This is a genomic window from Acinetobacter sp. ACIN00229, assembly GCF_016106645.1.
GTDB classification, from domain to species: domain Bacteria; phylum Pseudomonadota; class Gammaproteobacteria; order Pseudomonadales; family Moraxellaceae; genus Acinetobacter; species Acinetobacter oleivorans.
Genome location: NZ_JADWOM010000005.1, coordinates 130,694 through 155,592 on the forward strand (window position 1 = coordinate 130,694; position 24,899 = coordinate 155,592).

Annotated in this window: 21 protein-coding genes and 1 riboswitch; of the genes, 15 read left to right on the plus strand and 6 right to left on the minus strand. The window is 40.4% G+C overall.

Annotated elements, in window-relative coordinates; all coding sequences use genetic code 11:
• Positions 1–103 precede the first annotated feature (103 nt).
• Entirely contained in the window at positions 104–541 is a 438-nt protein-coding gene (locus tag I7H67_RS06255) for a DUF2147 domain-containing protein (protein ID WP_002121971.1), read from the plus strand.
• A gap of 38 nt (positions 542–579) precedes the next feature.
• Here I7H67_RS06255 and I7H67_RS06260 read toward each other — a convergent pair whose 3' ends face one another.
• On the minus strand, positions 580–930 hold the full coding sequence (locus I7H67_RS06260; protein ID WP_049837533.1) for an arsenate reductase: 351 nt from the start codon (positions 928–930) through the stop codon (positions 580–582).
• A 455-nt stretch (positions 931–1,385) separates the two neighbouring features.
• Positions 1,386–2,210 carry an exodeoxyribonuclease III gene (locus I7H67_RS06265; protein WP_005300601.1) on the minus strand — a complete coding sequence of 275 codons (825 nt, stop codon included), beginning with the start codon at positions 2,208–2,210 and terminating at the stop codon, positions 1,386–1,388.
• A 38-nt stretch (positions 2,211–2,248) separates the two neighbouring features.
• On the opposite strand from I7H67_RS06265, the gene pyrE reads away from it, so the two are divergent.
• Positions 2,249–2,899, plus strand: coding sequence for an orotate phosphoribosyltransferase (gene pyrE, locus I7H67_RS06270; protein WP_005300604.1), 651 nt, complete (start codon positions 2,249–2,251; stop codon positions 2,897–2,899).
• Positions 2,900–2,949: 50 nt separating this feature from the next.
• On the opposite strand, the gene I7H67_RS06275 is transcribed toward pyrE, so the two are convergent.
• Complete coding sequence (locus tag I7H67_RS06275; protein WP_198307385.1) at positions 2,950–5,136, minus strand: TonB-dependent receptor; 2,187 nt, start codon at positions 5,134–5,136, stop codon at positions 2,950–2,952.
• 229 nt (positions 5,137–5,365) lie between these two features.
• Entirely contained in the window at positions 5,366–5,578 is a 213-nt protein-coding gene (locus I7H67_RS06280; RefSeq protein WP_002122004.1) for a DUF1737 domain-containing protein, read from the minus strand.
• 160 nt (positions 5,579–5,738) lie between these two features.
• Here I7H67_RS06280 and gshB point away from each other — a divergent pair, with 160 nt between their 5' ends.
• From gshB to lpxC, 8 genes are all read left to right on the plus strand, one after another.
• Positions 5,739–6,683 (plus strand): glutathione synthase, encoded by a 945-nt coding sequence (gene gshB / locus I7H67_RS06285; protein ID WP_151767064.1) that lies wholly within the window; start codon positions 5,739–5,741, stop codon positions 6,681–6,683.
• Between the two features lie 237 nt (positions 6,684–6,920).
• Entirely contained in the window at positions 6,921–8,018 is a 1,098-nt protein-coding gene (gene murG / locus I7H67_RS06290; protein WP_005300613.1) for an undecaprenyldiphospho-muramoylpentapeptide beta-N-acetylglucosaminyltransferase, read from the plus strand.
• A gap of 11 nt (positions 8,019–8,029) precedes the next feature.
• Positions 8,030–9,478: a UDP-N-acetylmuramate--L-alanine ligase gene (gene murC / locus I7H67_RS06295; RefSeq protein WP_003654096.1), complete on the plus strand. Its 1,449-nt coding sequence runs from the start codon at positions 8,030–8,032 to the stop codon at positions 9,476–9,478.
• A gap of 36 nt (positions 9,479–9,514) precedes the next feature.
• Entirely contained in the window at positions 9,515–10,441 is a 927-nt protein-coding gene (locus tag I7H67_RS06300; RefSeq protein ID WP_198307386.1) for a D-alanine--D-alanine ligase, read from the plus strand.
• A 2-nt stretch (positions 10,442–10,443) separates the two neighbouring features.
• A complete protein-coding gene (locus I7H67_RS06305) occupies positions 10,444–11,298 on the plus strand; it encodes a cell division protein FtsQ/DivIB (protein WP_005300619.1) in 855 nt (284 codons plus the stop codon).
• A 60-nt stretch (positions 11,299–11,358) separates the two neighbouring features.
• The gene (gene ftsA / locus I7H67_RS06310) at positions 11,359–12,621 is read left to right on the plus strand and encodes a cell division protein FtsA (protein WP_004790064.1); all 1,263 of its coding nucleotides are present in this window, start codon (positions 11,359–11,361) and stop codon (positions 12,619–12,621) included.
• A gap of 164 nt (positions 12,622–12,785) precedes the next feature.
• On the plus strand, positions 12,786–13,961 hold the full coding sequence (gene ftsZ / locus I7H67_RS06315; protein ID WP_005300624.1) for a cell division protein FtsZ: 1,176 nt from the start codon (positions 12,786–12,788) through the stop codon (positions 13,959–13,961).
• Between the two features lie 110 nt (positions 13,962–14,071).
• Positions 14,072–14,974 carry a UDP-3-O-acyl-N-acetylglucosamine deacetylase gene (lpxC, locus tag I7H67_RS06320; RefSeq protein WP_004790060.1) on the plus strand — a complete coding sequence of 301 codons (903 nt, stop codon included), beginning with the start codon at positions 14,072–14,074 and terminating at the stop codon, positions 14,972–14,974.
• Between the two features lie 97 nt (positions 14,975–15,071).
• Here lpxC and I7H67_RS06325 read toward each other — a convergent pair whose 3' ends face one another.
• Entirely contained in the window at positions 15,072–15,512 is a 441-nt protein-coding gene (locus I7H67_RS06325) for a DciA family protein (protein ID WP_016143783.1), read from the minus strand.
• A gap of 107 nt (positions 15,513–15,619) precedes the next feature.
• Here I7H67_RS06325 and I7H67_RS06330 point away from each other — a divergent pair, with 107 nt between their 5' ends.
• From I7H67_RS06330 to I7H67_RS06350, 5 genes are all read left to right on the plus strand, one after another.
• Positions 15,620–16,312: a M23 family metallopeptidase gene (locus tag I7H67_RS06330; RefSeq protein ID WP_005300632.1), complete on the plus strand. Its 693-nt coding sequence runs from the start codon at positions 15,620–15,622 to the stop codon at positions 16,310–16,312.
• A 249-nt stretch (positions 16,313–16,561) separates the two neighbouring features.
• Entirely contained in the window at positions 16,562–19,279 is a 2,718-nt protein-coding gene (gene aceE / locus I7H67_RS06335; RefSeq protein ID WP_013196595.1) for a pyruvate dehydrogenase (acetyl-transferring), homodimeric type, read from the plus strand.
• Positions 19,280–19,281: 2 nt separating this feature from the next.
• On the plus strand, positions 19,282–21,264 hold the full coding sequence (locus tag I7H67_RS06340; RefSeq protein ID WP_198307387.1) for a 2-oxo acid dehydrogenase subunit E2: 1,983 nt from the start codon (positions 19,282–19,284) through the stop codon (positions 21,262–21,264).
• A 145-nt stretch (positions 21,265–21,409) separates the two neighbouring features.
• Positions 21,410–21,688 (plus strand): hypothetical protein, encoded by a 279-nt coding sequence (locus I7H67_RS06345; protein WP_077163716.1) that lies wholly within the window; start codon positions 21,410–21,412, stop codon positions 21,686–21,688.
• A 28-nt stretch (positions 21,689–21,716) separates the two neighbouring features.
• A riboswitch (yybP-ykoY riboswitch) is annotated at positions 21,717–21,902 on the plus strand.
• Positions 21,903–21,917: 15 nt separating this feature from the next.
• On the plus strand, positions 21,918–22,493 hold the full coding sequence (locus I7H67_RS06350; RefSeq protein WP_013196598.1) for a TMEM165/GDT1 family protein: 576 nt from the start codon (positions 21,918–21,920) through the stop codon (positions 22,491–22,493).
• A gap of 60 nt (positions 22,494–22,553) precedes the next feature.
• Here the strand turns inward: I7H67_RS06350 and I7H67_RS06355 are convergent, their stop codons facing one another.
• Complete coding sequence (locus I7H67_RS06355) at positions 22,554–24,692, minus strand: TonB-dependent siderophore receptor (RefSeq protein WP_198307388.1); 2,139 nt, start codon at positions 24,690–24,692, stop codon at positions 22,554–22,556.
• Positions 24,693–24,899: the final 207 nt, after the last annotated feature.

Genomic DNA, 24,899 nt, shown 5'->3' on the forward strand with positions numbered 1-24,899 from the left:
TGCAAGATTACAAGGTTACACGAAACAGTCACATTCAAAAATTGCAATATCTTTGCGACTTCTGAATACTAAAAATCTTGAAAGACCCAAGGATATTACAAAAATGAAAAAGATTGCTTTAGCTTTAGGACTCATTGGTATGGCTGCATTTGCCAATGCGGCTGATTCACTCAATGGAACGGTATGGAAAACGATTGATGATCAGACCAATAAGCCAAAAGCCGTAGTGAAATTTACGGAACAGAAGGACGGAACCTTAACTGCAACCATTCAAAACATTTTGACACCGGGCGAAGAAAACGCTTGTACAAAATGTGAAGGTCCGTATAAAAACAAACCACTTAAAGGTGTCACCATTGTACATAATTTAAAAAATGTAGGTGGTAACAGTTATGAAAACGGTACGATTTTAGACCCAAAATCAGGTAAAACTTACAAACTGAAAGGTGAGTTAACCGATGGCGGTAAAAAGCTTAAATTACGTGGTTATATTGGCGTTTCTGCACTTGGTCGTAACCAAACATGGATTCGCGCTAACTAAAAGTTTTAATAAAAAAACGAGCCATATGGCTCGTTTTTTTATGCTTGGATGTTTTGATAGGTAGATTCATCAAAACCTACAATGAAACCTTGTGAGGTTTGTAAAACCGGTCTTTTAATTAAACTTGGTTGAGCAATAAGTGCTTCAATAAGGTTATCTTCACTGCTTAAAGCACGATTTTGTTCTTCTTCTGAAAGCTTGCGCCAAGTCGTTCCTTTTTTGTTGAGAACTGTATCTTGCCCAATTTCTTTTAACCAGATCTTTAGAGTATCTGCATCAATGCCTTGTTTTTTATAATCGTGAAAATCATAGTTAAGTGCTTTGGCTTGCAAAGCATCAAATGCTTTTTTCATTGAATTACAGTTTTTAATTCCATAAATTTTTAACATTTTATCGGACCATGTCAAAAAGAGAGAGCACACAGCCTAACCCAAAAAGCTTTTAAGCACTACTTTATACCGATACTTTTAAAACAAATGAAAATTAATGATTAATCGAAAGAGAGATGTCATGTTATTGTCATAAGACAAAGCGATAATGAGCTTAATAAGAAGAAATTAAAACTAAAAGAACTTAGCGCAAAAAATAAGAGACTTAAAAAGAGAAAACCCGCATTTAATCATCCTGATCATGCGGGTCTCATTTCAACGTCCAATGTCACATCCTTGCAAATAAACTTATCATAAGTTTATTTTATCTTCCTACGGCGTCCTATCCTTTTGCGTCATCCTGACTGCTTCCCTGTGCCGTGCAGCTATAATGCCGTTAAAGCTGTGTAAGAAAAATACTCAAAAACGACATATGCTGTAAGCGAAAACGACAATGCAAGTGAACAAGTGTTCACTTACTCTTGAATTTTATAGTCAATAATAACAGGCGCGTGGTCGCTAAACCATTGATCTTTAAAGACCCATGCGTTTGCTACACGTGTTTTCCAGTCTGGTGAACACGCTTGATAGTCAATACGCCATCCTACATTTTTTGCACGAGCTTGACCTCGATTTGACCACCATGAATAAAGTTCTGCTTCTGCGCGAACTACACGGAAGGTATCGACATAGCCAAGCTCATCGTAAATATGGTCAAGCCATGCACGCTCATGTGGTAAACAACCCGATGATTTCTGGTTACCTGACCAGTTTTTAATATCAATTCGTTTATGAACAATGTTGTAGTCACCACAAATGATGACTGACTTATTCTCGTCACGCCATTGTTTCAAGATTTTTGCGTATTCACCTAAAAATAAATCTTTACGTGCTTGCGCTTCTTCACCACTTGAGCCTGAAGGTAAGTATAATGATGCAATATGTACCGGATGTGACAAACCTAAATCGAATTCCGCAGAAATAAAGCGGCCTTGACTGTCTGCTAGCTCAAACCCTAAACCATCTTTAACAGAGACGAAGGGTAGGCGGCTATATATCGCAGTCCCCGCATAACCTGCACGCTCTGCTGGAAAGAGATGGGTATGCCATCCTTCGGGTCTAAATTTTTCAGTCCATTGTTCATGGGTAATGCGGCTTTCCTGCATGCATACAACATCGGCATCTGATTGTTCTAACCATTCAAGTAAGCCTTTCGTTACTGAAGAACGTAAGCCATTTACGTTAATGGAAACGACTCGAAGAATTTTTACATCACTTGGATACTGATCCTTTGGTATCATGCGAAAATTTAACCTCAATTGTGAATTTGGAGCACCTCATGACAACGCCTGTGTCATTTCACCCGCAAGCATTTATCGAACTCGCATTATCACGCGGTGTGCTTAAATTTGGTGAGTTTACTTTAAAATCTGGACGCGTGAGTCCTTATTTTTTTAATGCAGGCCTACTCAACGATGGTGAAGCTTTATCTCTTTTAGCGCAAGGCTATGCCGATAAATTAACACAATGCCAAAATGTTGATGTGATTTTTGGACCAGCTTACAAAGGTATTCCTTTTGTAGCAGCCACTGCTGTTGCTTTATCGCAAGTTCATAACAAAAGTGTGCCATGGGGCTTTAACCGTAAAGAAGCGAAAGATCATGGTGAAGGCGGTGTTCTAGTTGGTGCTGCGGTTGAAGGTAAAAAAGTCTGGATTATTGACGACGTAATTACCGCAGGTACAGCGATTCGTGAAGTTGTAACGATTTTGAAAAACGCTGGCGCAACTATTGCGGGTGTTTTGGTGGCATTAGATCGTCAAGAACGTGGTCAAGGTGAGCTTTCTGCAATTCAAGAAGTTCAAAAAGAATTAGAAATTCCTGTGCACGCACTGATTACCATGAAAGATTTAATGGATTATTTAGAAGCGAAAGGCGAAAAAGAAGCCCTAGCAAATATGCAAGCTTATCGCGAAAAATACGGTATCTAAAAAAGAAAAAGGCATACCTCTAAATAGAAGTATGCCTTTTTAATATTTACTTAAAACTGATAATTCAAACGCAATAACACATTACGTGGTGTGCCTGGCATGCTGTCTGAACGCCAGTATTCTTTATTAGTTAGATTATTCACCGCAAGTGTGACATTCCATGGATCTGCACTATAGCCAATTGCCGCATCGACACGGTTAAAGCCTTCCATTTTTACTTGATTATTAAGATTTGGATAATACGAACCTACATAGGTTACACCCACCTCGGTATACCACTGTTCAGTTGGTAAATAACGAACAAATAAATTACCCGTATTTTTAGATGTGTTGGCTAAATAGTTGCCTTCTTGTTCAGGCTTTTGTTTATCTTCTTTTACTTTTGCATCTGTGTAGCCATAACCACCGCGAACAAAGACATTATCAAGTACGCGACCAATAAAGCTAAATTCAAGACCACGAGATTGATGTTGTCCGGCAGTTGCCCATACATCTGGTTGCTCATTAGGATTTGGTTTATAGCGGATATTATTTTTACGAATATCAAAGACCGAAAATTGAGTATTTAAACGACTATCTAACCATTCGCTTTTTACCCCAACTTCGTATTGCTCATTATATTGAGGCTCTTTATCCATTTTTGTGACATCGGTGCTTCCAGTGACTTGGTTAACACCCATTTGTCCGCCAAATGGTGCAAAGCTCTTAGAGTAAGACGTATAAAAGCTATGTTCAGGAAGCGGTTGCCATACCAAACCCACATTTGGACTAAAGCTGCCATCTTTTACATTACGGTGTTCATTAGTTAACTTGTTGGTGGTTGAAAAATCGAAGTAATCGTAGCGGACACCCATCATCAGTTTAAGTTGGTCATTTAGACCAATTAAATCTTGAATAAATACGCCGTAAGTTGTGCCTTCATTATAGTTATGCTGTCTCATCTTTAATGGGCCATTGCCACGGCTATATTCACGTTCGCCTGTGAATGGATTAACGTAGCCGTAAATAGAACCGTTCTGAGCTTCATTTGCTAAGCGTGGCTCTCGTTGTTCATATGTCCAGTCTGTACCCATCATGATTTGGTGTTCAAGCTGGCCTGTTTTGAACTTGCCCTTAATATCAAATGTATTTGTCGTTGTTTTATTGTTGGTTTGTTGCCAGTAATAAATTTGGTCGATGTAACCTTTTTTTGTACAGGCCTCGTTCTTTGAGTTTTTCCCATCTAAACCACAATAAGTTCCAAAATAAAAGTGGTCAAAGTTCTGTTCTGCTTGTCGGTAACTTGCTGCCCAGTGAAAGTTCCAATCAGGCGCATATTGATAATTCACATCGGTGCGAACCACTTGCAAAATATCATCAACATAATCGCCGTCTTGGGCAAATCCCATTTTAATTGAAGTTCCCGCAGGCAAGTTTTCATATGCTGGACCACGATCAGGCACACGACCTAATTTGTCATAGGTATATTGTGTAGTCCAAGTGAGAGTTCCATCATCATTTTTATAAGTGAAACTTGGTGAAAACATTTCAATTTTATTTTCAATGCCAGAGCGGAAGCTGCCTGACTCGCCATATTCTCCAGTCAAACGTATTGCTAAATTGTCATTAATGACTTGGTTGATGTCAGCCGTTGTTCCGTAGTTGTCGTAAGAACCTGCGTACGCACCAACTGAACTTTTAGAGTCAAAGTTGGCGAATTTACTCACCATATTCACAACCCCACCACCAGCGCTACGACCATATAAAACAGAAGCGGGGCCTTTTAAAATTTCAATACGTTCGATATTTGCTGTACTACGACGTACTTGTCCGCTTTCACGTATGCCATCACGGTAAATATCACCTGTATCGGCACCAAAACCACGAATCGTGATGCCATCACCGCGCATATCGTAACTGGTTGATACCCCAGGGGTGCCTTGTAGCATAACGCTTAAATCATTCGATCCATAAATTTTATATTTCTGAACATCAATCGTATCAACGGTTTGAGGAATATCTTTTTTGTCTAAACCGTTGCGTGTGACATTGGCTTTGTCATAGTCGATATAACTTTTAATTGGGTCGAGTTCACTCATGGCCTCAATTTTTATGGTGGGCATGGTAGCTGCCACTTTCGATGATGAGTCAATCAAGTCTTCTGCATAGGCACCTTGAATATTCAAGATCATTAGACTGAGTAAGCTCAGCGGGAAAAGACGCTTAATTTGGGGAGATGATATAGAAATTCTTAACATAAAAATAAAATCAATTAACAAAAATAAAAGTATAAATGATAATTATAATCATTTAATTGTTTAGAATAAAAGAACTATTGCTTCAAAAAATGACATATTTATTTTTTAATAACTATTTTTTAGGAATGTAATGAGTAAATTAAGCAAGCTATGTGAATTAACTTATTAGTTTTTCTTGTTAATTGAGTTTTGGAGAGGGGCTTTTACCAATAAAAACTCCTCTTTGGGATTAAGCATTATTTTTCAGAACATCTAAAATATCCATTTCTGGATCATAATTCTCGTCAATTGTTTTGCAAATTGCTTGTCCAACAATGACATGCGTTCCATTAAAGGTCATGGTTGGTGCTTCATATAATTCCCAACCATGATTGAGTGCTTTAGTCACTCGTGCACAAAAAGCAGAGTCATCAGGGCCAGTTAAATAGCGATAAAGTTTCATGTTTAGCCTTTAAATATAATGTTTTATGGTCATAGTTTAACTGAATTTACTTAAATTCCAGATCAAGAAATAACAGGTAAGGTTTTACTGAAATTAAGAAAAACCAGTGAAAAATCTCAGCTATACTCATGTTAATTTAAATTTTAAGAAGAGCTTGAGCATGCGTGTACTTGTCGTCATGGATCCGATTGAAACCGTAAACCTTAAAAAGGATTCAACCATGGCAATGTTGTGGGCGGCGAGCCGTCGTGGACATGAATTAGGTTATGCATTACAGCAAGATTTATATATCGATCAAGGTAAGGCTTACGGTCTAATTTCACCGTTAAAAGTTTTTGAAGATTACAATCATTACTATGAGTTAGGCGAAAAGAAAAAAGAATCGATCGCGGCTTATGATGTAGTACTCATGCGTAAAGATCCGCCATTTGACATGAATTTTGTCTACACGACTTACGTGCTTGAACAAGCTGAACGTGAAGGTTCATGGATTATTAATAAGCCTCAATCATTACGTGATTGCAACGAAAAACTTTTTGCAACGCAATTTCCAGAGCTACAAGTGCCTACACTTGTGACATCACAGCAAAGTTTAATTCGTGAATTTATTAAAGAACATGGTGATGTGATTGTTAAGCCGCTTGATGGTATGGGCGGTATGGGGATTTTCCGTTTATACCAAGACGGTGTAAATATTGGTTCTACCTTAGAAATGCTTACAGAGCTAGGCAACCGTCCAATTATGGCTCAGCGCTATATTCCTGAAATTGTAGAAGGGGATAAGCGTATTTTAATGGTGAATGGTGAACCTATTCCTTACTGTCTAGCTCGTATTCCACAAAATGGTGAAGTACGCGGCAACTTAGCGGCAGGTGGTTTAGGCCAAGCGCGTCCCCTTACTGAAAATGACAAGTTGATTGCAGCTAAAATTGGCCCTTTCCTACGCGAAAAAGGTTTGATTTTTGTGGGCTTAGATGTGATTGGTAATTATGTCACTGAAATTAATGTCACTAGCCCAACGTGTATTCGTGAAATTGATGCTCAATTTGGTACATCAATTGCAGATGATCTATTTGATGTATTAGAAGCTGGACGTTCAGCTTAATTATTTATTTCAGGTGGTTTTCCGCGGTATTTATGGGAAATCACCTGAAAATATATGAATTAATAAAATAACAATACTAAATACACCACAGCTTTGTAGGCATATTTTCAAAAAAGCACATCTTTCTGTTATAAACGAGTGAAATTAGCTTTTCGTTAATGAAGCTTTAGGATTAAAATAAACGGCTACAAAAATAGATGACAATTTCCATTGTTTTTTGAGTTGAAGAATTAGACCGTGACCGATTCACAGCAAAGCAAACCTAAACATGTCATGATGATGGCTGCCGGTACAGGTGGACATGTTTTTCCAGCCCTCGCCGTAGCCAAAAAACTTCAACAACAAGGTTGTCAGGTTTCATGGTTAGCCACGCCAACAGGTATGGAAAACCGATTATTAAAAGATCAAAATATTCCAATATATCAAATTGATATTCAAGGTGTTCGTGGCAATGGATTAGTCCGTAAAATTGCTGCACCTTTTAAAATTTTAAAAGCCACTTTAAGCGCAATGCGTTATATGAAACAGCTTAAAGTTGATGCAGTTGCAGGCTTTGGCGGTTATGTTGCGGGACCGGGTGGTTTGGCAGCACGTTTGTTAGGTATTCCTGTACTTATTCATGAGCAAAATGCGGTTGCTGGTTTTACCAATGCGCAGTTATCTCGTGTTGCTAAAGTCGTGTGTGAAGCATTTCCAAATACATTTCCTGCGGGTGGAAAAGTCGTTACAACAGGAAATCCTGTTCGTCATGAAATCACAGATATTTTAAGCCCAAAGTGGCGTTATGATGAGCGTGCGCAAGCAGGGCAGCCTCTAAATATTCTAATTGTTGGTGGTTCTTTAGGTGCCAAAGCACTCAACGAACGCTTACCTCCAGCATTAAAACAATTACAAGTTCCACTTAATATTTTTCACCAGTGCGGTCAGCAACAAGTTGAGGCAACTCAAGCACTTTATGCAGATGCTCCAGCTAATTTAACCGTACACGTTTTACCGTTTATTGAAGATATGGCAAAGGCTTATAGTGAGGCAGATTTAATTATTTGCCGAGCTGGAGCACTCACGGTAACAGAAGTTGCAACAGCAGGTGTGGCCGCAGTTTTTGTGCCACTTCCTATAGCAGTTGATGACCATCAAACTGCAAATGCCAAATTTCTGGCGGATTTCGGTGCTGCAAAAATTTGTCAGCAATCGACTATGACACCAGATGTTCTAAATGAATTGTTCACTTCGCTGATGAACCGCCAGTTACTTACAGAAATGGCAGTGAAAGCGCGTCAACATGCCCAACCAAATGCGACTCAGCATGTGGTTGATCTTATCCAAAAAATGTAATCGGATTTACTATGTCTCCATCAACAGCTGCGAACCAAGCAAAAAAACTGATTAAAGTGCCTGAAATGCGCCGTATCAAACACATTCATTTTGTGGGGATCGGCGGTGCTGGGATGTGTGGCATTGCAGAGGTATTGGGTAACCAAGGTTATAAAATTTCCGGTTCAGACATTAAAGCATCTAAAACTACAGAACAATTAGAGCAAAATGGCATCAAGGTTTATATTGGCCATCAAGCGGAAAATATTAAAAATGCCAATGTGCTTGTAGTTTCTACAGCGATTGATCCAGAAAATCCGGAAATTAAAGCAGCCATTGAGCAACGTACTCCAATCGTACGCCGCGCAGAGATGCTAGGTGAGCTTATGCGTTACCGTCATGGTATTGCTGTAGCGGGTACACATGGTAAAACGACAACGACTAGTCTTTTAACGACTATGTTGGCTGAAGAAAACCTTGATCCAACTTATGTGATTGGTGGTTTACTTAACAGTACAGGTGTAAATGCTGCATTAGGTGAAAGCCGTTTCATCGTAGCGGAAGCTGATGAATCAGATGCATCTTTCCTTTATTTGCAACCAATGGCAGCGATTGTAACGAACATTGATGCTGACCATATGGATACCTATGAAGGTAGCTTTGATAAATTAAAAGATACGTTCGTACAGTTCCTTCATAACCTACCATTTTATGGTTTGGCTGTCGTTTGTGGTGATGATGCCAACATTCGTGAAATTATGCCGCGTGTAGGACGTCCAGTCATTACTTATGGTTTTAACGAAGACAACGACATTCGCGCAATTGATGTTGAACAAGATGGTATGCGTTCACACTTTACTGTGTTACGTAAAGGTCGTGAGCCGCTACGTTTAACAATTAATCAACCAGGCATGCATAATATTTTGAATGCTTTGGCTGCGATTGGTGTTGCGACTGATGAAGGTGTTTCTGATGACGCAATTAGCCGTGCTTTAGCAGGCTTCAGTGGTGTTGGTCGTCGCTTCCAAGTACAAGGTGAATTCGAACTTGCCGACGGTAACGTTAAGTTAGTTGATGACTACGGACACCATCCGAAAGAAGTAGAAGCAACTATTAAAGCTGCTCGTCAGAGCCATCCGGATCGTCGTTTGGTGATGTTATTCCAGCCACACCGTTACTCTCGTACCCGCGATTGTTTTGATGACTTTATTGAAGTGCTTTCTCAGGTCGATCAATTATTATTATTGGAAGTTTATCCTGCCGGTGAAAAGCCTATTGTAGGTGCAGACAGTCGTACTCTAGCGCGTAGTATTCGTTTACGTGGACAGGTTGAACCGATTTTGGTTGATCCGGTTGAAGGTAATTTGCAAAACATCATGCAAAATGTGTTACAACCAAATGACTTGTTATTAACGCAAGGTGCGGGTAACGTGGGAGCAATTTCTGTAGAACTTGCACAACACCATTTGTATGTGAAATAAACAAAAATATTGAATTATCGGGTTAAGGATTTAAACGTGTCAAATGCTACAAAATTCGGCAAAGTTGCCGTGCTATTTGGTGGGAAATCGGCTGAGCGTGCTGTGTCTTTAGATAGTGGTCAGGCAGTTCTGGATGCTTTATTGCGTTCAGGTGTTCAGGCTGAAGCATTTGATCCGCAAGACCGCAGTGTGACTGAACTTGTAAATTATGATCGTGCATTTATTGTATTGCATGGTCGTGGTGGTGAAGATGGCCAGATTCAAGGCGTACTTGAATGGTTAAATCTGCCTTATACAGGAACAGGTGTACAAGGTTCTGCGATTGGCATGGATAAAGTCAAAACCAAGCAAATCTGGCAAGGTAGCGATTTACCTACAGCGCCATATCGCATTATTACTAAAGAAACAGATTTAGATGCGGTGATTGCTGAGTTAGGCTTACCTGTGATTATCAAACCTGTACATGAAGGCTCAAGTGTCGGCATGAGTAAGGTTGAAAAAGCAGAAGATTTTACAGCTGCAATTGAAAAAGCAACTCAGCACGATGCTGTTGTGATGGCCGAGAAGTGGATCACAGGTCGTGAATTCACAATCTCATTCCTAAATGGTCAGCCTTTACCGGTTATTCGTTTACAACCACCAGCAGATGTTGCTTTCTACGACTACGAAGCGAAATATCAACGTAATGATGTTGAGTATGGTATTCCTTGCGGTCTAAGTGAGACAGAAGAGAAGAACCTACAAGCATTGTGCTTACGTGCTTTTCAGGCAGTTGGTGCAGAAAGCTGGGGCCGTATTGATGCGATGCAGGATGAGCAGGGTAATTTCTGGCTTTTAGAAGTAAACACAGTGCCAGGTATGACCAGCCACTCTTTAGTTCCAAAAGCTGCGAAAGCTGTTGGCTATAGTTTTGATGAATTGTGTGTTGCCATTCTTGAGCAAACATTGGAAGGTACGGCTTAAATATGGCACAACTTCCGGCTTCCATGCGCCGTAAACGTGCGGCCATCACCTCTATTCATGATAAACCACCTACACGTAAGCAGAAGCTTGCAAATGCTGGTGGTTGGGTGCTGTTGGTTATTGCTTTTGTAGTGCTGGCAGTCGGAATTTATGGGCTATATAAAGTTATTACAGATGCAACAGTTGCAAAGCTAGAAGTTGTGGGATCGACGTCTTCAGTTGAAACACAACAAGTGATGCAGCATGTTGCTCCAATTATAAAAGCGAATTATTTCACATCTGATTTAGAACAGATTCGAGATAAAACATTAGAAATTTCGTGGGTAGACCGAGTTGTCGTTTCTCGTGCTTGGCCCAATGGTATTCGTGTTCGTGTCATGCCTCGACATGCCATCGCCCGTTGGGGAACAGGTCGCTTGTTAAGCGATGGAGGCGATGTATTCAGTGAGGCAGAGCCGACTATTCATCCTGAGCTTCCGTTACTCCATGGTCCGGTAAGCCAGTCGAAAATGATGATGCGACGCTATAATGAAATCAATCAATTATTCCACCCTGCCAATTTGCGTCTAAAAGAGTTATATCTGACAGAGCGAATGACTTGGTTTATGCAGTTTGACTCAGGTTTACGAATTATTGTTGACCAAGATCAAACAATGAATAAGTTGCAACGTTTAAGCCATCTGGCACAATCTGACTTAAAACCGGTGTGGTCGAAAATCTCAGCCATTGATTTGCGATATCGTAATGGATTATCTATTCAATGGAAGAACGCAACGCCACCTAAAATTGTGAATGGTCAGTTTGTTGTAACGATTGATGACACAAGCATTGCAGGTGGAACAAAAGCAAAGCCATAATACGTGGCTTTAAAATAGGCAATTTGCCTGGTATTAAACAACAAAGAAATGGTATGAGTGATGAATGAAGCTGTTCCCTCAGTTGTTGCGATTGACATTGGGACGCATAAAGTTTCAGTTTTGATTGGAAAAATTCATGCGCCGGATAACATTCAAGTTATCGGTATGGCAACTGCTCGCAATCGTGGCATGAATAAAGGAAAAATCGTAAGCCTCGATAAAGTTATCGCTGCGATTAAAAATGCTGTCGCTGAAGCGGAAAATATGGCCGAATGTCGCATTCATAGCGCATGGGTATCGATTCCGAGTACCGAGTTGCAAAGTTTTTATGCCTCTGGTCGCACACCAGTTGCTAATCCAGCACATGTTATTACAACAAATGAAGTCGTGCGCGCGTTAGAATTGGCAAAAGCAAGTCATGTGACTTCTGATTACTATTTAGCAAGTGCAGTACCGCTAGGCTTTGAATTAGGTGATTCTGCTGAATGGGTGCAGAATCCAATTAACATGACTGCCCATAGTATGACCGGACATTATCAGTTAATGATGATGCCGATTGCGACTATGCAAAACCTTGATCGCGCCATGAAAGGTGCAAATATCGGGGTTGAAAAAATGGTGGTATCTTGTCTGGCAACCGCTGAGGCAAGCTTGCTTAAAGATGAAAAAGAGTATGGTGTTTGTCTTGTCGATATTGGCGCAGGCATTACCAATCTTGCGGTTTATTTAGATGGACGTTTGGCTCTGGCACGTACATTGCAACGCGGTGGTGAACACGTTACGCGTGATATTGCTGCTGTATTGCAAACTACGACAGAAGAAGCTGAACGTATTAAAATTCTGTATGGTTGTGTTGATTTAAGTGCTGTGAAGCCAGATCACATGATTCAGGTAGAAGGAATTGACGGCCCTCAAACTATTAGTCGAATTGAGTTGTCAGAAATTATTATTGCCCGCTATGAAGAGATCTTTAGCCAGATTCGCGATGAGCTCGAAAACAGCGGTGCAATTCATGGTTTATACCATGGTGTAGTGTTGACAGGGGATGCTTGTCAAATCGAAGGTATGGTGAGTTTGGCTCGCCGTATGTTGGGGGTATCTGCCCATTTGGGTAATCCGCCGTTACAGGTTTATGCTGATGATCAACATCAGGCAGCATTACGTCGTTCGATGTATGCAACAGCAGCTGGTTTGCTCATGTTTAGCCAAAGTGAGTTGCAAGAAGCTGTTGAAGAGCCTGAAGAGGCAAATGACCGTTCGGTATGGGAGCGAATGGTAAATGGCTGGAATGCATTTAATAGCAAGCTAAAAGCCATTTTTTAGGATGTATGGATTTATTGGTAGAATTGTTAGGAAGTTGTAAGAGAAAACCACTGTACTTGACAAGGTTTGTATTGCACAGCATTCTTAAAATTAGTTATTTTTGAAAATCAAGGCAGTATACGGGCTGAAGTGACTGCCATAATGTATTAGGAACCCTAAAGGTCATGGCCTCATTTGAATTTATAGAAGATGAACTAAACGATGGCAACGGTCAAGCCCGTTTCACTGTATTTGGTGTAGGTGGTGGTGGCGGTAATGCCGTTCAACATATGGTGCAGTCTGATATTCAAGGTGTTAAATTCGTTTGTGCCAATACAGACAAACAAGCACTAGACTGTATGAATGCACCTTTCAAAATTCAGTTAGGCGAGCAAAGTACGCGTGGTTTAGGTGCTGGTGCTAACCCTGAAGTTGGGCAAGTTGCAGCAGAAGAAAGCCGTGAAATTATTCGTCACCATCTTGAAGGTACGGATATGGTATTCGTTACCGCTGGTATGGGTGGTGGTACGGGTACGGGCGCGGCTCCTGTCGTGGCTGAAGTTGCCAAAGAAATGGGTATTTTGACTGTTGGTGTTGTAACAACTCCATTTAACTTTGAAGGCCGTCGCCGTTTAAAATCTGCTGAACGCGGTATTGAAGCGCTTGAAGCACATGTTGATTCATTGATTATTATCCCTAATCAGCGCTTACTTAGCGTATATGGCGATATTTCAATGAAAGATGCTTATAAAAAAGCTGATGATGTATTGTTAAACGCTGTACGTAGTATCTTTGACCTTGTTGTAAACCGTGGTCACATTAACCTTGACTTCGCCGATTTGAAAACTGCAATGAGTACTCGTGGTTACGCAATGATGGGTGCTGGTTTAGGTCGTGGTGAAGATCGTGCACGTCAAGCAGCTGAACAGGCTATTCGTAGTCCATTGCTTGATAACGTAAATATTATTAATGCTAAAGGTGTGTTGATTAACATTACTGGCGGTGATGATATTACTCTACGCGAAACTGAAATCATTACTGATGTAGTGAACCAGATTGTTGACCTTGATGAAGGTGAAATTTTCTACGGTACAGTATTTGATCCAGATGCGCGTGATGAATTACGTGTAACAGTGATTGCGACTGGTTTAACTCGTAATGCAGCAGATGCAGAGCCGAGAAAACGTAATACAGTAAGTCATGCATCGACTCAATCAGCTCAATCTGTTGATGAAGATGACGTTCCTGCTATTAATAAGCGTCAAAATGCAGACAATGAAGTGAGTAGCAACGCAAGTTCTTCTCCGCGTTCTTCTCCGATGAGTATTCAAGATTACTTGAAAAATCAGCAACGTAAGTAAAAAATTATTAAATTTAAAAAAAGGCAGTGTTTAAACACTGCCTTTTTTTGTTTTTGATCAATGACTAAATATGCTAACGTATAGCGGTTTTAAAAAAGAAGTTACAAAGCATGGTGAAACAACGTACTCTCAATCGTGTGGTAAAAGCGAGTGGAATAGGTCTTCATAGCGGTCAAAAAGTGATGATCAATTTCATTCCACATACCGCGGATGGAGGTATTGTATTTCGTCGTATCGATTTAGACCCGCCCGTTGAAATCCATGCGAATGCTTTACTCATTCAAGAAGCTTTCATGTGTTCCAATTTAGTGATTGGAGATATAAAAGTTGGAACGATTGAGCATGTAATGAGCGCAATTGCAGGTTTAGGAATTGATAACCTTATTGTTGAGGTATCTGCGTCCGAAGTTCCGATTATGGATGGAAGCGCCGGCCCATTTATTTACCTGTTAATGCAGGGTGGATTACGTGAGCTCGATGCGCCGAAAAAATTTATAAGAATATTAAAACCAGTTGAAGCATTAATAGATGATAAAAAAGCGATTTTTAGCCCGCATAATGGTTTTCAATTAAATTTTACGATTGATTTTGACCATCCGGCATTTGCTAAAGAATATCAATCTGCCACTATCGACTTTTCTACTGAAACTTTTGTATATGAAGTCAGTGAAGCTCGTACTTTTGGTTTTATGAAAGATCTAGATTACCTCAAAGCAAATAACTTAGCCTTGGGTGCAAGTTTAGATAATGCCATTGGTGTAGATGACACAGGTGTTGTGAACGAAGAAGGCTTACGTTTCGCTGACGAATTTGTGAGACATAAGATTTTGGATGCAGTAGGTGATTTGTATTTACTTGGTCATCAAATTATTGCCAAGTTTGATGGCTATAAATCGGGACATGCTTTAAATAATCAGTTGTTACGCAATGTTCAAAGTGATCCGAGTAATTATGAAATTGTAACATTTAATGACGAGAATGAATGTCCAATTCCATATGTCAGTGTGACATAAGTCATTGTCTTTACTTGGCTACGTTATATTGTAACGTTTCAAAGTGTGATTATTATCACATAATAAGAACGATTCTAATTAAGAAATAGAAAGCTCATCATTTTTTATTGCTTGCCAAACGTAGTAAAGCTTGGCTAAGCTTAGGGTCGCTCACAAAGTCGGCTGCACTACGTAACATTTCTTGTGTTTCCGGGGGGATGGGTTTAGATGGCTCAGATGAGGGTGCATTTGAAATATTTTTATTTCTCAAGCGAACCTGAATTCTTTGTAAGTCTTTTAACCCTTCAAGTTGAGATAATTTAGATACATATTGGTTCTGTAAATAACTGAGTTGACTAATCATCGCCTGATTTTCACCAGTAATGATTAAAGAACCATTTTGATAACACACGACCTGCCATTGTTCCGGTTGGGGCAATAAGGGTTGGATTATTTTCGTAAGTCTTTGCCATTGCGCGACTTGCGTTGTTAGAAACGTAAGGTTTCCTGTTTTTATGTGTTTTCCGGTTTGTTGAAAAACGTTATCGGGTTTAGACATGGGTCATTCTCGGATAGATTCTTGTCTTCATCTTAAGCGTTCATTTCGATTGATATCAAGGAAGAGATCATAAGGAACTTGAGTAAGAACAGTTTCAAGAGGTTTTTATGCACACGCGTCGTATTTTATTAGCGTTTTCACTTGCCGCTTCGGCAGCATCAGTTGCTTTTGCAGATTATCAAACAATTAACCAATCTACTGATTCAGATCGATTGGAACAACTATCAAAAACATTATCTCAAGGTTCATACACCCATCCTGATGATTTAGATCTTCCGGCGAGTGCGAAAGTTTCAGTGACCTTACGCCAAAAAACGGTTGAGCTCAACAATGAATCGCTCGCAAAAAAATATGGCAATACGAGTGCAAAGAATTCTTTTAATGCCTCTTCTTCAAATGCTTACTCTTGGTTAGTTTCGCATCCTCTTCCTGATACTGTACGAGTTTCTTCGAACTTCGGTGGTCGTACCATGAGCGGTCGTGCCGAACATCATGGTGGTTTAGATATGGCTGCTCCGAGTGGCACGCCAATCTATGCAACAGGCCCAGGTATTGTAACGAAATCTGGCTGGGGCACTGGCTATGGTCAATATGTTGAAATTAACCATGGTAATGGTTACTTAACACGCTATGCTCATGCTTCGCGCTTAATGGTACGTGTAGGCGACCAAGTATCTGCAGGTGAACATATTGCCAATGTCGGCTGTACTGGCCGTTGTACTGGTCCACATTTGCACTACGAAGTAGTAAAAGATGGTCAACGTAAGAATCCAACGACTTACTTGGCGATGCTTCCTTAAAAGCATAGTTAAAAAGTTAAGGTTATTAAATTTATGAATCTGAAATTAGCCTAAACCTTTTTTAACGTAAAGATTGTATAAAAAAACGCCATTATTGGCGTTTTTTTGTTATTTTGTTTAATGCTCGGTCAATGACTATTCATTCAGAAAATAATAGGCCCCCCTCACATTCACCCGTGGCAATAACTAGAGAGGGGTAAAACGTGGTAAAAATACAAAGTAGATTAAAGAACAAGGAACAGGTGAATTATGGCGTTTTACGGTGACTCCGATGCACAAGAAACCCAAGAGTGGCAAGATGCATTCGATTCAGTTTTACAACATATGGGAACTGAGCGCGCAGCATTCTTATTGGAAAAACTTTACCAACAAGCAATTGCTAAGCATGTTCCAATTCAACGTCTCAATACACCTTACTTAAATACAATTTCTGTTGAAGAACAACCTGCAATGCCAGGCGACCAAGATATGGAACGCCGTATTCGTGCATTGATTCGTTGGAATGCCTTAGCAATGGTACTTCGTGCGAATAAAACAGGTGATGATTTAGGTGGACACTTGGCGAGCTTCGCATCAAGTGCAACATTATATGACGTAGGTTTTAACCATTTCTTCCGCGCAAACAGCGATAACTTTGGCGGAGATATGATTTATTACCAAGGACACTGTGCTCCTGGTATTTATGCACGTTCATTCCTTGAAGGACGTTTAACTGAAGAACAGTTAAGTAATTTCCGCCGTGAAGTTGGCGGTAACGGTTTACCAAGCTATCCACATCCATATTTAATGCCGGACTATTGGCAATTCCCAACTGTATCAATGGGTCTTGGTCCAATTATGTCGATTTATCAAGCGCACATTCAAAAATATTTGATGAACCGTGGCTTGATCAAAGAAGAAAATCGTAAAGTCTGGGCTTATCTTGGCGATGGTGAGATGGATGAGCCAGAAAGTACTGGTGCAATTTCACTTGCTGGTCGTGAAAAACTTGATAACTTGATCTGGGTTGTTAACTGTAACTTACAGCGTCTAGATGGTCCTGTACGTGGTAACGGTAAAATCATTCAAGAATTAGAATCTTTATTCCGTGGTGCGGGCTGGCGTGTCATTAAAGTGGTATGGGGCCGTCATTGGGATCCGCTACTTGCAAAAGACAATACAGGCGCTTTAAAAGCGGTAATGGAAGAAACGGTTGATGGTGAATACCAACGCTATCAAGTGAAAGGTGGTGCATATACACGTGAGAAATTCTTTGGCAAGTATCCAGAAGCTGCGGAACTTGTAAAAGATTTAAGCGATGAAGACATCGATAATCTCAACCGTGGTGGCCATGATCCTTACAAAGTTTTTGCTGCCTATGCAGAAGCAATGAAAGCCAAAGGTCAACCAACAGTTATTCTTGCGAAAACTGTTAAAGGTTACGGTTTGTCTGAAGAAATTGAAGCGGTGAACAAAACTCACCAAATCAAAAAAATGCAGATCGACTCTTTAAAATATGTACGTGACCGTTTTAACCTGCCATTTACAGATGATAAGTTAGAAGAGCTTCCATTCTATCGCCCAAGTGAAAACTCTCCAGAAATGAAGTACATGAAAGCGCGTCGTGAAGCGTTAGGTGGTTACCTGCCAGCACGTCGTCGTGAGAGTGAAATTTTAGCGATTCCTGAATTATCTGTATTTGATGCAGTATTAAACGGTTCAGGTGGTAAAGAGCAATCTACTACGATGGTGATGGTTCGTTTAATTGCTGCTTTACTTAAAGAAAAAGCAATTAAAGATCGCGTAGTGCCAATCGTTCCAGATGAAGCACGTACATTTGGTCTAGAAGGTATGTTCCGTCAGCTTGGTATTTATGCTGCTCACGGTCAAAAATATACCCCAGAAGACCAAGAACAGTTAATGCATTACCGTGAAGCAAGTGACGGTCACATGCTTCAAGAAGGGATTAACGAAGCTGGTGCGATGAGCGCATGGGCTGCGTTAGCAACAAGTTATTCAACGAATAACTTGCCAATGATTCCGATGTACATGTATTACTCAATGTTTGGTTTCCAACGTATTGGTGACATTGCATGGGCTGCGGGTGATGCACAAGCTCAAGGTTTCTTGTTAGGTGCAACTGCTGGCCGTACCACATTGAACGGTGAAGGTTTACAGCACCAAGATGGTCATTCACATATCTTGGCGAACACGATTCCAAACTGCGTATCTTATGATCCATGTTTTGGTTACGAATTAGCTGTAATCGTACATGACGGTTTACAACGCATGTATGTGAACCAAGAGCGTGTGTTCTATTACCTAACTGTAATGAACGAAAACTACGAGCATCCTGCAATGCCAGAAGGCGCTGAGGAAGGCATTAAACGTGGTATGTACTTATTCGAAAAAGATGAAAAAGCAACTGTTCAATTACTTGGTTCAGGTGTAATTCTTCGTGAAGTGATCAAAGCTGCGAAAATCTTACGTGATGAATACCAAATCCATTCAAACGTTTGGAGTGTAACGAGCTTCAACGAATTGTCGCGTGATGGTATGGCATGTGAAGAATACAACCGCTTACACCCACTTACTGAAGAAGTAAAAGAGTCTTGGGTATCTAAACAGTTACGTGGTACAGAAGGTATTGTTGTTTCAGCAACAGACCATATGCGTGCGTATAGCGAACAAATCCGTGCTTATCTTCCAGATGGCCGCCCATTTGTTGCATTAGGTACAGATGGTTATGGTCGCTCAGATACACGTGCTAACTTACGTAGTTTCTTTGGTGTTGACGCTGCACATATCGTTGTTGCTACTTTGAAAAAATTAGCTGACGAAGGTGAAGTAGATGCACGTTTAGTTAAAGATGCAATTTCTAACTTTGAGTTAGACACTGACCGTCCAGTGGCATGGGCTCCACAAGCACATCCAGAAGTTCAGGCAGTTGCTGAATACAATGAAGCGCAAACTGGTGAGGGGAACTAAGCATGCAAATTAAGACCCCTGATATTGGTGTAGATAAAGCAGTTGTTGCTGAAATTTTGGTAAAAGTTGGTGACAGCATTGCTGAAAATGACAGCCTTGTTTTGCTTGAGTCAGATAAAGCATCTGTTGAAGTGCCTAGCACTTCAGCAGGTGTGGTAAAAAGTATCTTAATCAAGGAAGGCGATAGCGTAACTGAAGGTACGGTATTGTTTGAACTTGAAGCTGAAGGTGCTGCACCTGTAGCTCAAACAGAAGAAGTTGCAAAACCTGCTCCAGCAGCTGAACAAACAGCAGCACCGGCAGCGGTACAACAGGCTTCAACTGCTGCACAACCAGCAGCGGCAACCACGAGCCAAGTGGTTGAAGTTCAAGTTCCTGATATTGGTGTTGAAAAAGCACTCGTTGGTGAAATTTTAGTAAAAGTTGGTGAGCAAATCGATGTTGAGCAAAGCATCGTTGTTGTTGAATCTGACAAAGCAACTGTAGAAGTACCAAGCAGTGTTGCGGGTACCGTAGAAAGCATTCAAGTTAAAGAAGGCGATACAGTTAAAGAAGGTGTTGTGCTCATTAAAGTGAAAACAACGTCTGCATCAAGTGCGCCAGTTGAAGATCCTGCTTCTACAGCAGCTCCAGCGGCAGCGCCTGCACCAGTTCAACAAGAAACTGTAGCTGCGGCTGCTACTCAATCTGGACCAGTTGATATTAACGTTCCTGATTTGGGCGTAGATAAAGCAGTTGTTGCTGAAATCTTGGTTCAGGTTGGCGATAAAGTTGATGTAGACCAAAGCCTTGTTGTGGTTGAGTCAGATAAAGCGACTGTTGAAGTTCCAAGTACTGTTGCGGGCGTTGTGAAAGCGATTCACTTGCAAGCAGGCCAACAAGTTTCACAAGGTATATTGCTTGCAACAATTGAAGCTGAAGGCCAAGCACCTGCTGCGGCACCAGCGGTAAAAGCAGAAGTAGCTCCAGCTCCACAGGCAGCAGCACCTAAAGCGGCAGCTCCTGCTCCGACTCAGGCTGTATCTGCTCCAGCGTCTGGTAGTGACAAGTTAACCAAAGAGCAAGAAGCTGAAAACGCTAAAGTATATGCAGGTCCTGCTGTACGTAAGCTTGCTCGTGAACTTGGTGTGATTTTGTCACAAGTTAAAACTTCTGGTGAGCATGGCCGTGTTGTTAAAGAAGATATCTTTGCTTATGTGAAGACTCGTTTAACTGCGCCACAAGCTGCACCAGTTGCTGCGGCTGCACCAGCGGTTTCGGGTTTGCCAAAGCTTCCTGACTTCACTGCGTTTGGTGGCGTTGAAGAAAAAGTACTGACGCGTTTGCAGCAAGTATCAATTCCGCAATTGTCATTGAACAACTTTATTCCGCAAGTCACCCAGTTTGATTTGGCTGACATTACTGAGTTAGAAGATTGGCGTAATGAACTGAAAGGCAACTTCAAAAAAGAAGGTATCAGCCTGACGATTATGGCATTCATTATCAAAGCGGTTGCGTATTTGTTGAAAGAAGAGCGTGAGTTCGCAGGTCATCTATCTGATGACGGTAAATCCGTGCTCTTGCGCAATGAAATCCATATGGGAATTGCAGTAGCAACACCTGATGGTTTAACTGTGCCAGTACTTCGTAACCCAGACCAAAAATCAATTAAGCAAATCGCAGTTGAATTGGGTGTGTTAGGTCAAAAAGCACGTGATAAGAAATTAACACCGAAAGACTTGCAAGGTGCGAATTTCACCATTTCAAGTTTAGGCGCAATTGGTGGTACAGCATTTACACCACTTGTAAACTGGCCGCAAGTTGCGATTTTGGGTATTTCACCTGCAACGATGCAACCGGTTTGGAATGGTAAAGACTTTGATCCACGCTTAATGTTGCCGTTGTCGTTGTCTTATGATCACCGTGTAATTAATGGTGCAGATGCCGCTCGATTTACCAATAAACTTACGAAACTTCTTAAAGATATTCGTACTTTATTAATCTAATATTCTGAAATGAATCATTAAAACCTCGCTTCGGCGGGGTTTTATTTTGGTATTTAATTTAATTGATTTTAGGTTAATCTAAAGATGAAGAAGGAGTGATCGAGAGAGGAAAAATTTCTCGTTTTAGGTAAAGGAGAAATAATAGATGGCGGGTTTTTTAAAAATCATGTTGCCGATTCTGTTGGTTGTATTTTTATTGATGGGATTATGGGTCAGTTTTTTGCACTTTCCTTGGGAGTGGATGACCTACGTTGCAATCGGTTTGGAAGTATTTGTGGCAACGCTTATTTTGCCATTTGAATTTCAATCACAACATATAGCTGGTATTAACAATTTTGGTTTTATTAACTTAAGTATCTGTTTAGCTTTACTATTAGGCTTGGGGCGTCTGTTAGTATGGGCATGGATAAAATTTTTTGTTTGAAAAATAGAATTGCTCGAATATAATGAGCACATACTTCATTGGGGAGTAGCCGCTATTCATTTCTGAATGAATAGGTGATGATCAACATAATTGTTCAACAGAACATGGTCATCATAGCTTAAACGTCTCATCGTTTCCGAGTTGGCAAGACCTTTGATTTACCACTCTGCAGATATTTGGCTAGCAGGAGGGGTAGGTCATGGGCATTTATGCTAGCCAGAGAAACGACATGCAAGAATTTCTGATTTCTACCTCGATTGTTGCCCTTGCTGAAATGGGCGATAAAACTCAATTGTTGGCCCTTTTACTGTCTGCACGTTTCCGTAAGCCAATCCCTATTCTCATTGCGATTCTTTTAGCCACTTTAATTAACCATGGTATCTCTGCTGTGCTTGGACAGTGGATTACGACCGTCTTGAGTCCTGAAATCTTAGTTTGGGTACTTGCGGGTGGTTTCATTGGTATGGCGTTCTGGATGCTTATTCCAGATAAGCTAGATGATGAAACAGATAGCATTAACAGATGGCAAAAATTTGGTGTTTTTGGTGCAACCTTTATCCTGTTTTTCTTAGCAGAAATTGGTGACAAAACTCAGATTGCGACAGTTGCTTTAGCTGCACGTTATGACAGCATTTTCTGGGTAATGCTAGGTACAACCTTAGGTATGATGATTGCCAATGCACCAGCTGTATTTATTGGTAATAAATTAGCTGAACGTTTATCTATCTCTCTCATCCATAAAATTGGTGCTGCAATTTTCTTAATTGTAGGTATCTCTACTTTAGTGCAGCATTATTTCTTCTAAAGCATTTAACGTTGCCATAAAAAACGCACTCAATTCGAGTGCGTTTTTTTGTAGGTCATTTTAGTAGTTAAATTTCACTGTGAAGTTAATTTGGCGTGGGTTGCCGAGCGTCACCAAATTCTCGTTCAGTGCACCTGCATAGTAATCTTTATCAAATAAATTACGAATCGCAAGTTGGGCACCCCAATGTCCAGCGTCATAGCCAGCTTCAGTGTCAAAGACTGTATAGCCCGGAATGTGGACATCTAAGCCATCGACAGTTTTATATGTTTCACCACGGAATCCACCGCCAACATACCAACCAAGTTTTGATGCTGGGTCAAATTTATAACGTGCTGACAAGCTATAAGCATGCTCAGGAATATTATCGAGTGCTTTTCCTACATTGCTTGAGTTTGCATCTTTACTAATTTCAGCATCAATGGTGTAGGTATAGGCAGCTGTTAATTTTAAGCCTTCTAAAATTTCTGCGCTGAGCTCAGTTTCAATACCACGTGTTAACTGTTCACCACGCTGAGCTTTATAGCCACTATTCGCAGTATCAGTGACTAAAACATTTTGACGTTTTAAATCATACCAAGCGATAGCACCTTGAACTCGTTGATAAGGACTTTGTAATTTCATTCCGACTTCAACCTGTTTTCCTTCTTCAGGTTTGAATGGATTGTTATTTACATCAGTACCACTGTTAGGTGTAAATGAAGTGGCATAGCTGACATAAGGGGCAACAATGTCATTAAGGGTATACATGACAGAGGCGCTACCCGTAAAAGCATTGTCTGATTGTTTACTTGCACTACTTGTAACTAAGCTTGTGCTTTGAGTTTGTGCCCAGTCTTGGCGTCCAGACAAGCTTAAAAGCCATTGGTCATTAAGTTGGATGCGATCACGCATATAGAGTCCCAAATATTTGAGACGATTAATATCCCGAACATTTTGCTTCAATGTCACGTTTTGACCATAAACGGGGTCATAGATATTTAAATTACCAATATCGTATTTATCATTGGTGTAGTCACTTTTTTCCTGAAAAGCATCTACGCCAATATTAATGTCGTGCTGCATGCCATATAAATCAAACTGTTTGTTTAAACGGTTATCGATGGCGAAACTTAAGTTATCAATCACTTGATGCCGACTATTATTAGCTCGGTTAATGGTTGTGTAAGATGTGTCTGCCCAAAACTTTTTAGTTTGAGCAAAAACCGCAGTGCCATCCATTTCGGTTTTTTGGACGGCAAAATTCTGGTTAAAGTTCCAGCCATTATCAAAGGCATGTTTAAACGTATAACCCGTACGATAAACATCTGCTTCATATTTACCAAAATTAGGATCGCCAATATATAAGCTTCGGTCTATAGCGCCGTTAGGATTCTCTTTTAATGTACCAATAACAGGTAAACCTTGCTGACGAATATATTCGCGATGCTGATAGCTTGCGATTACAGAGAGGTCAGTGTTATCACCTAAGTCGAAATTGTAAGAAGGGGAGATATAGTAATTTTTAAAATATACATAATCTGTCGGATCATCTTGATCAGAGATACGACCATTTAAACGAAAAGCACTTTTCTCACTATTATTAGGGCTATAGTTTAAATCGAATGTACCTTCTTTTAAGTTATAGCTGCCATAAGTCATGCTAGCACGTGCAAAGTTTTCTGCTTCAGGTCGTTTAGTGACTAAATTGACCATACCACCTGGTGCAACCAAACCGAAATTAATAGAGGCAGGGCCTTTTAAGACTTGGACCTGATCCATGCCTGATAGTTCAGTGGCAACGTAAGTATTTTGTCCAACTCTTAAACCATCTACATAAACCGAATTGGAAGAGGTCTGCCCTCGAATAACAAAATCATCCCAACCACGACGACCAAGTTTTCCAGCTTCAACACCTGCAACACCTTCAAGTGCATCTGCTAGAGTTCTAGCTTGTTTCTGGTCAAGCTGTTCACGAGTCACCACAGAAACCGATTGAGCCGTCTTAAATAAGGGTGCATCTGATTTTAAGGCTGAGGTTGCTTTTGTTGCGACATAGGGAGAGCTGGGTTCTTTTTGCGCCTGAATAGAAATTGTGGGTAGCACACTGGTCGAATTCTGTTGTTCTGCTGTTTCATCAGCATGACTTGCTGTCATTAAGCTAAAAATAGTAACTGCTAACAATGTTTTGGAACTTGAAAAATAAGGTGCTTGGTTCATGGGAGGCCTAGGCAGCGCAAAAGACAAAAATGATAATGAGAATTATTTTAATTTATTGCAGGTGAATTTTAAATAACATTATGATTCATTTATAAAATAAGAAAAGCAAAAGCTATTTTAAAATATTATGAGAAAAATAAAGCAATTCATTGCAAGAGTTGTCGAATCCCTTTATTTTAGTATGGATATAAAAATATCTAATATTTA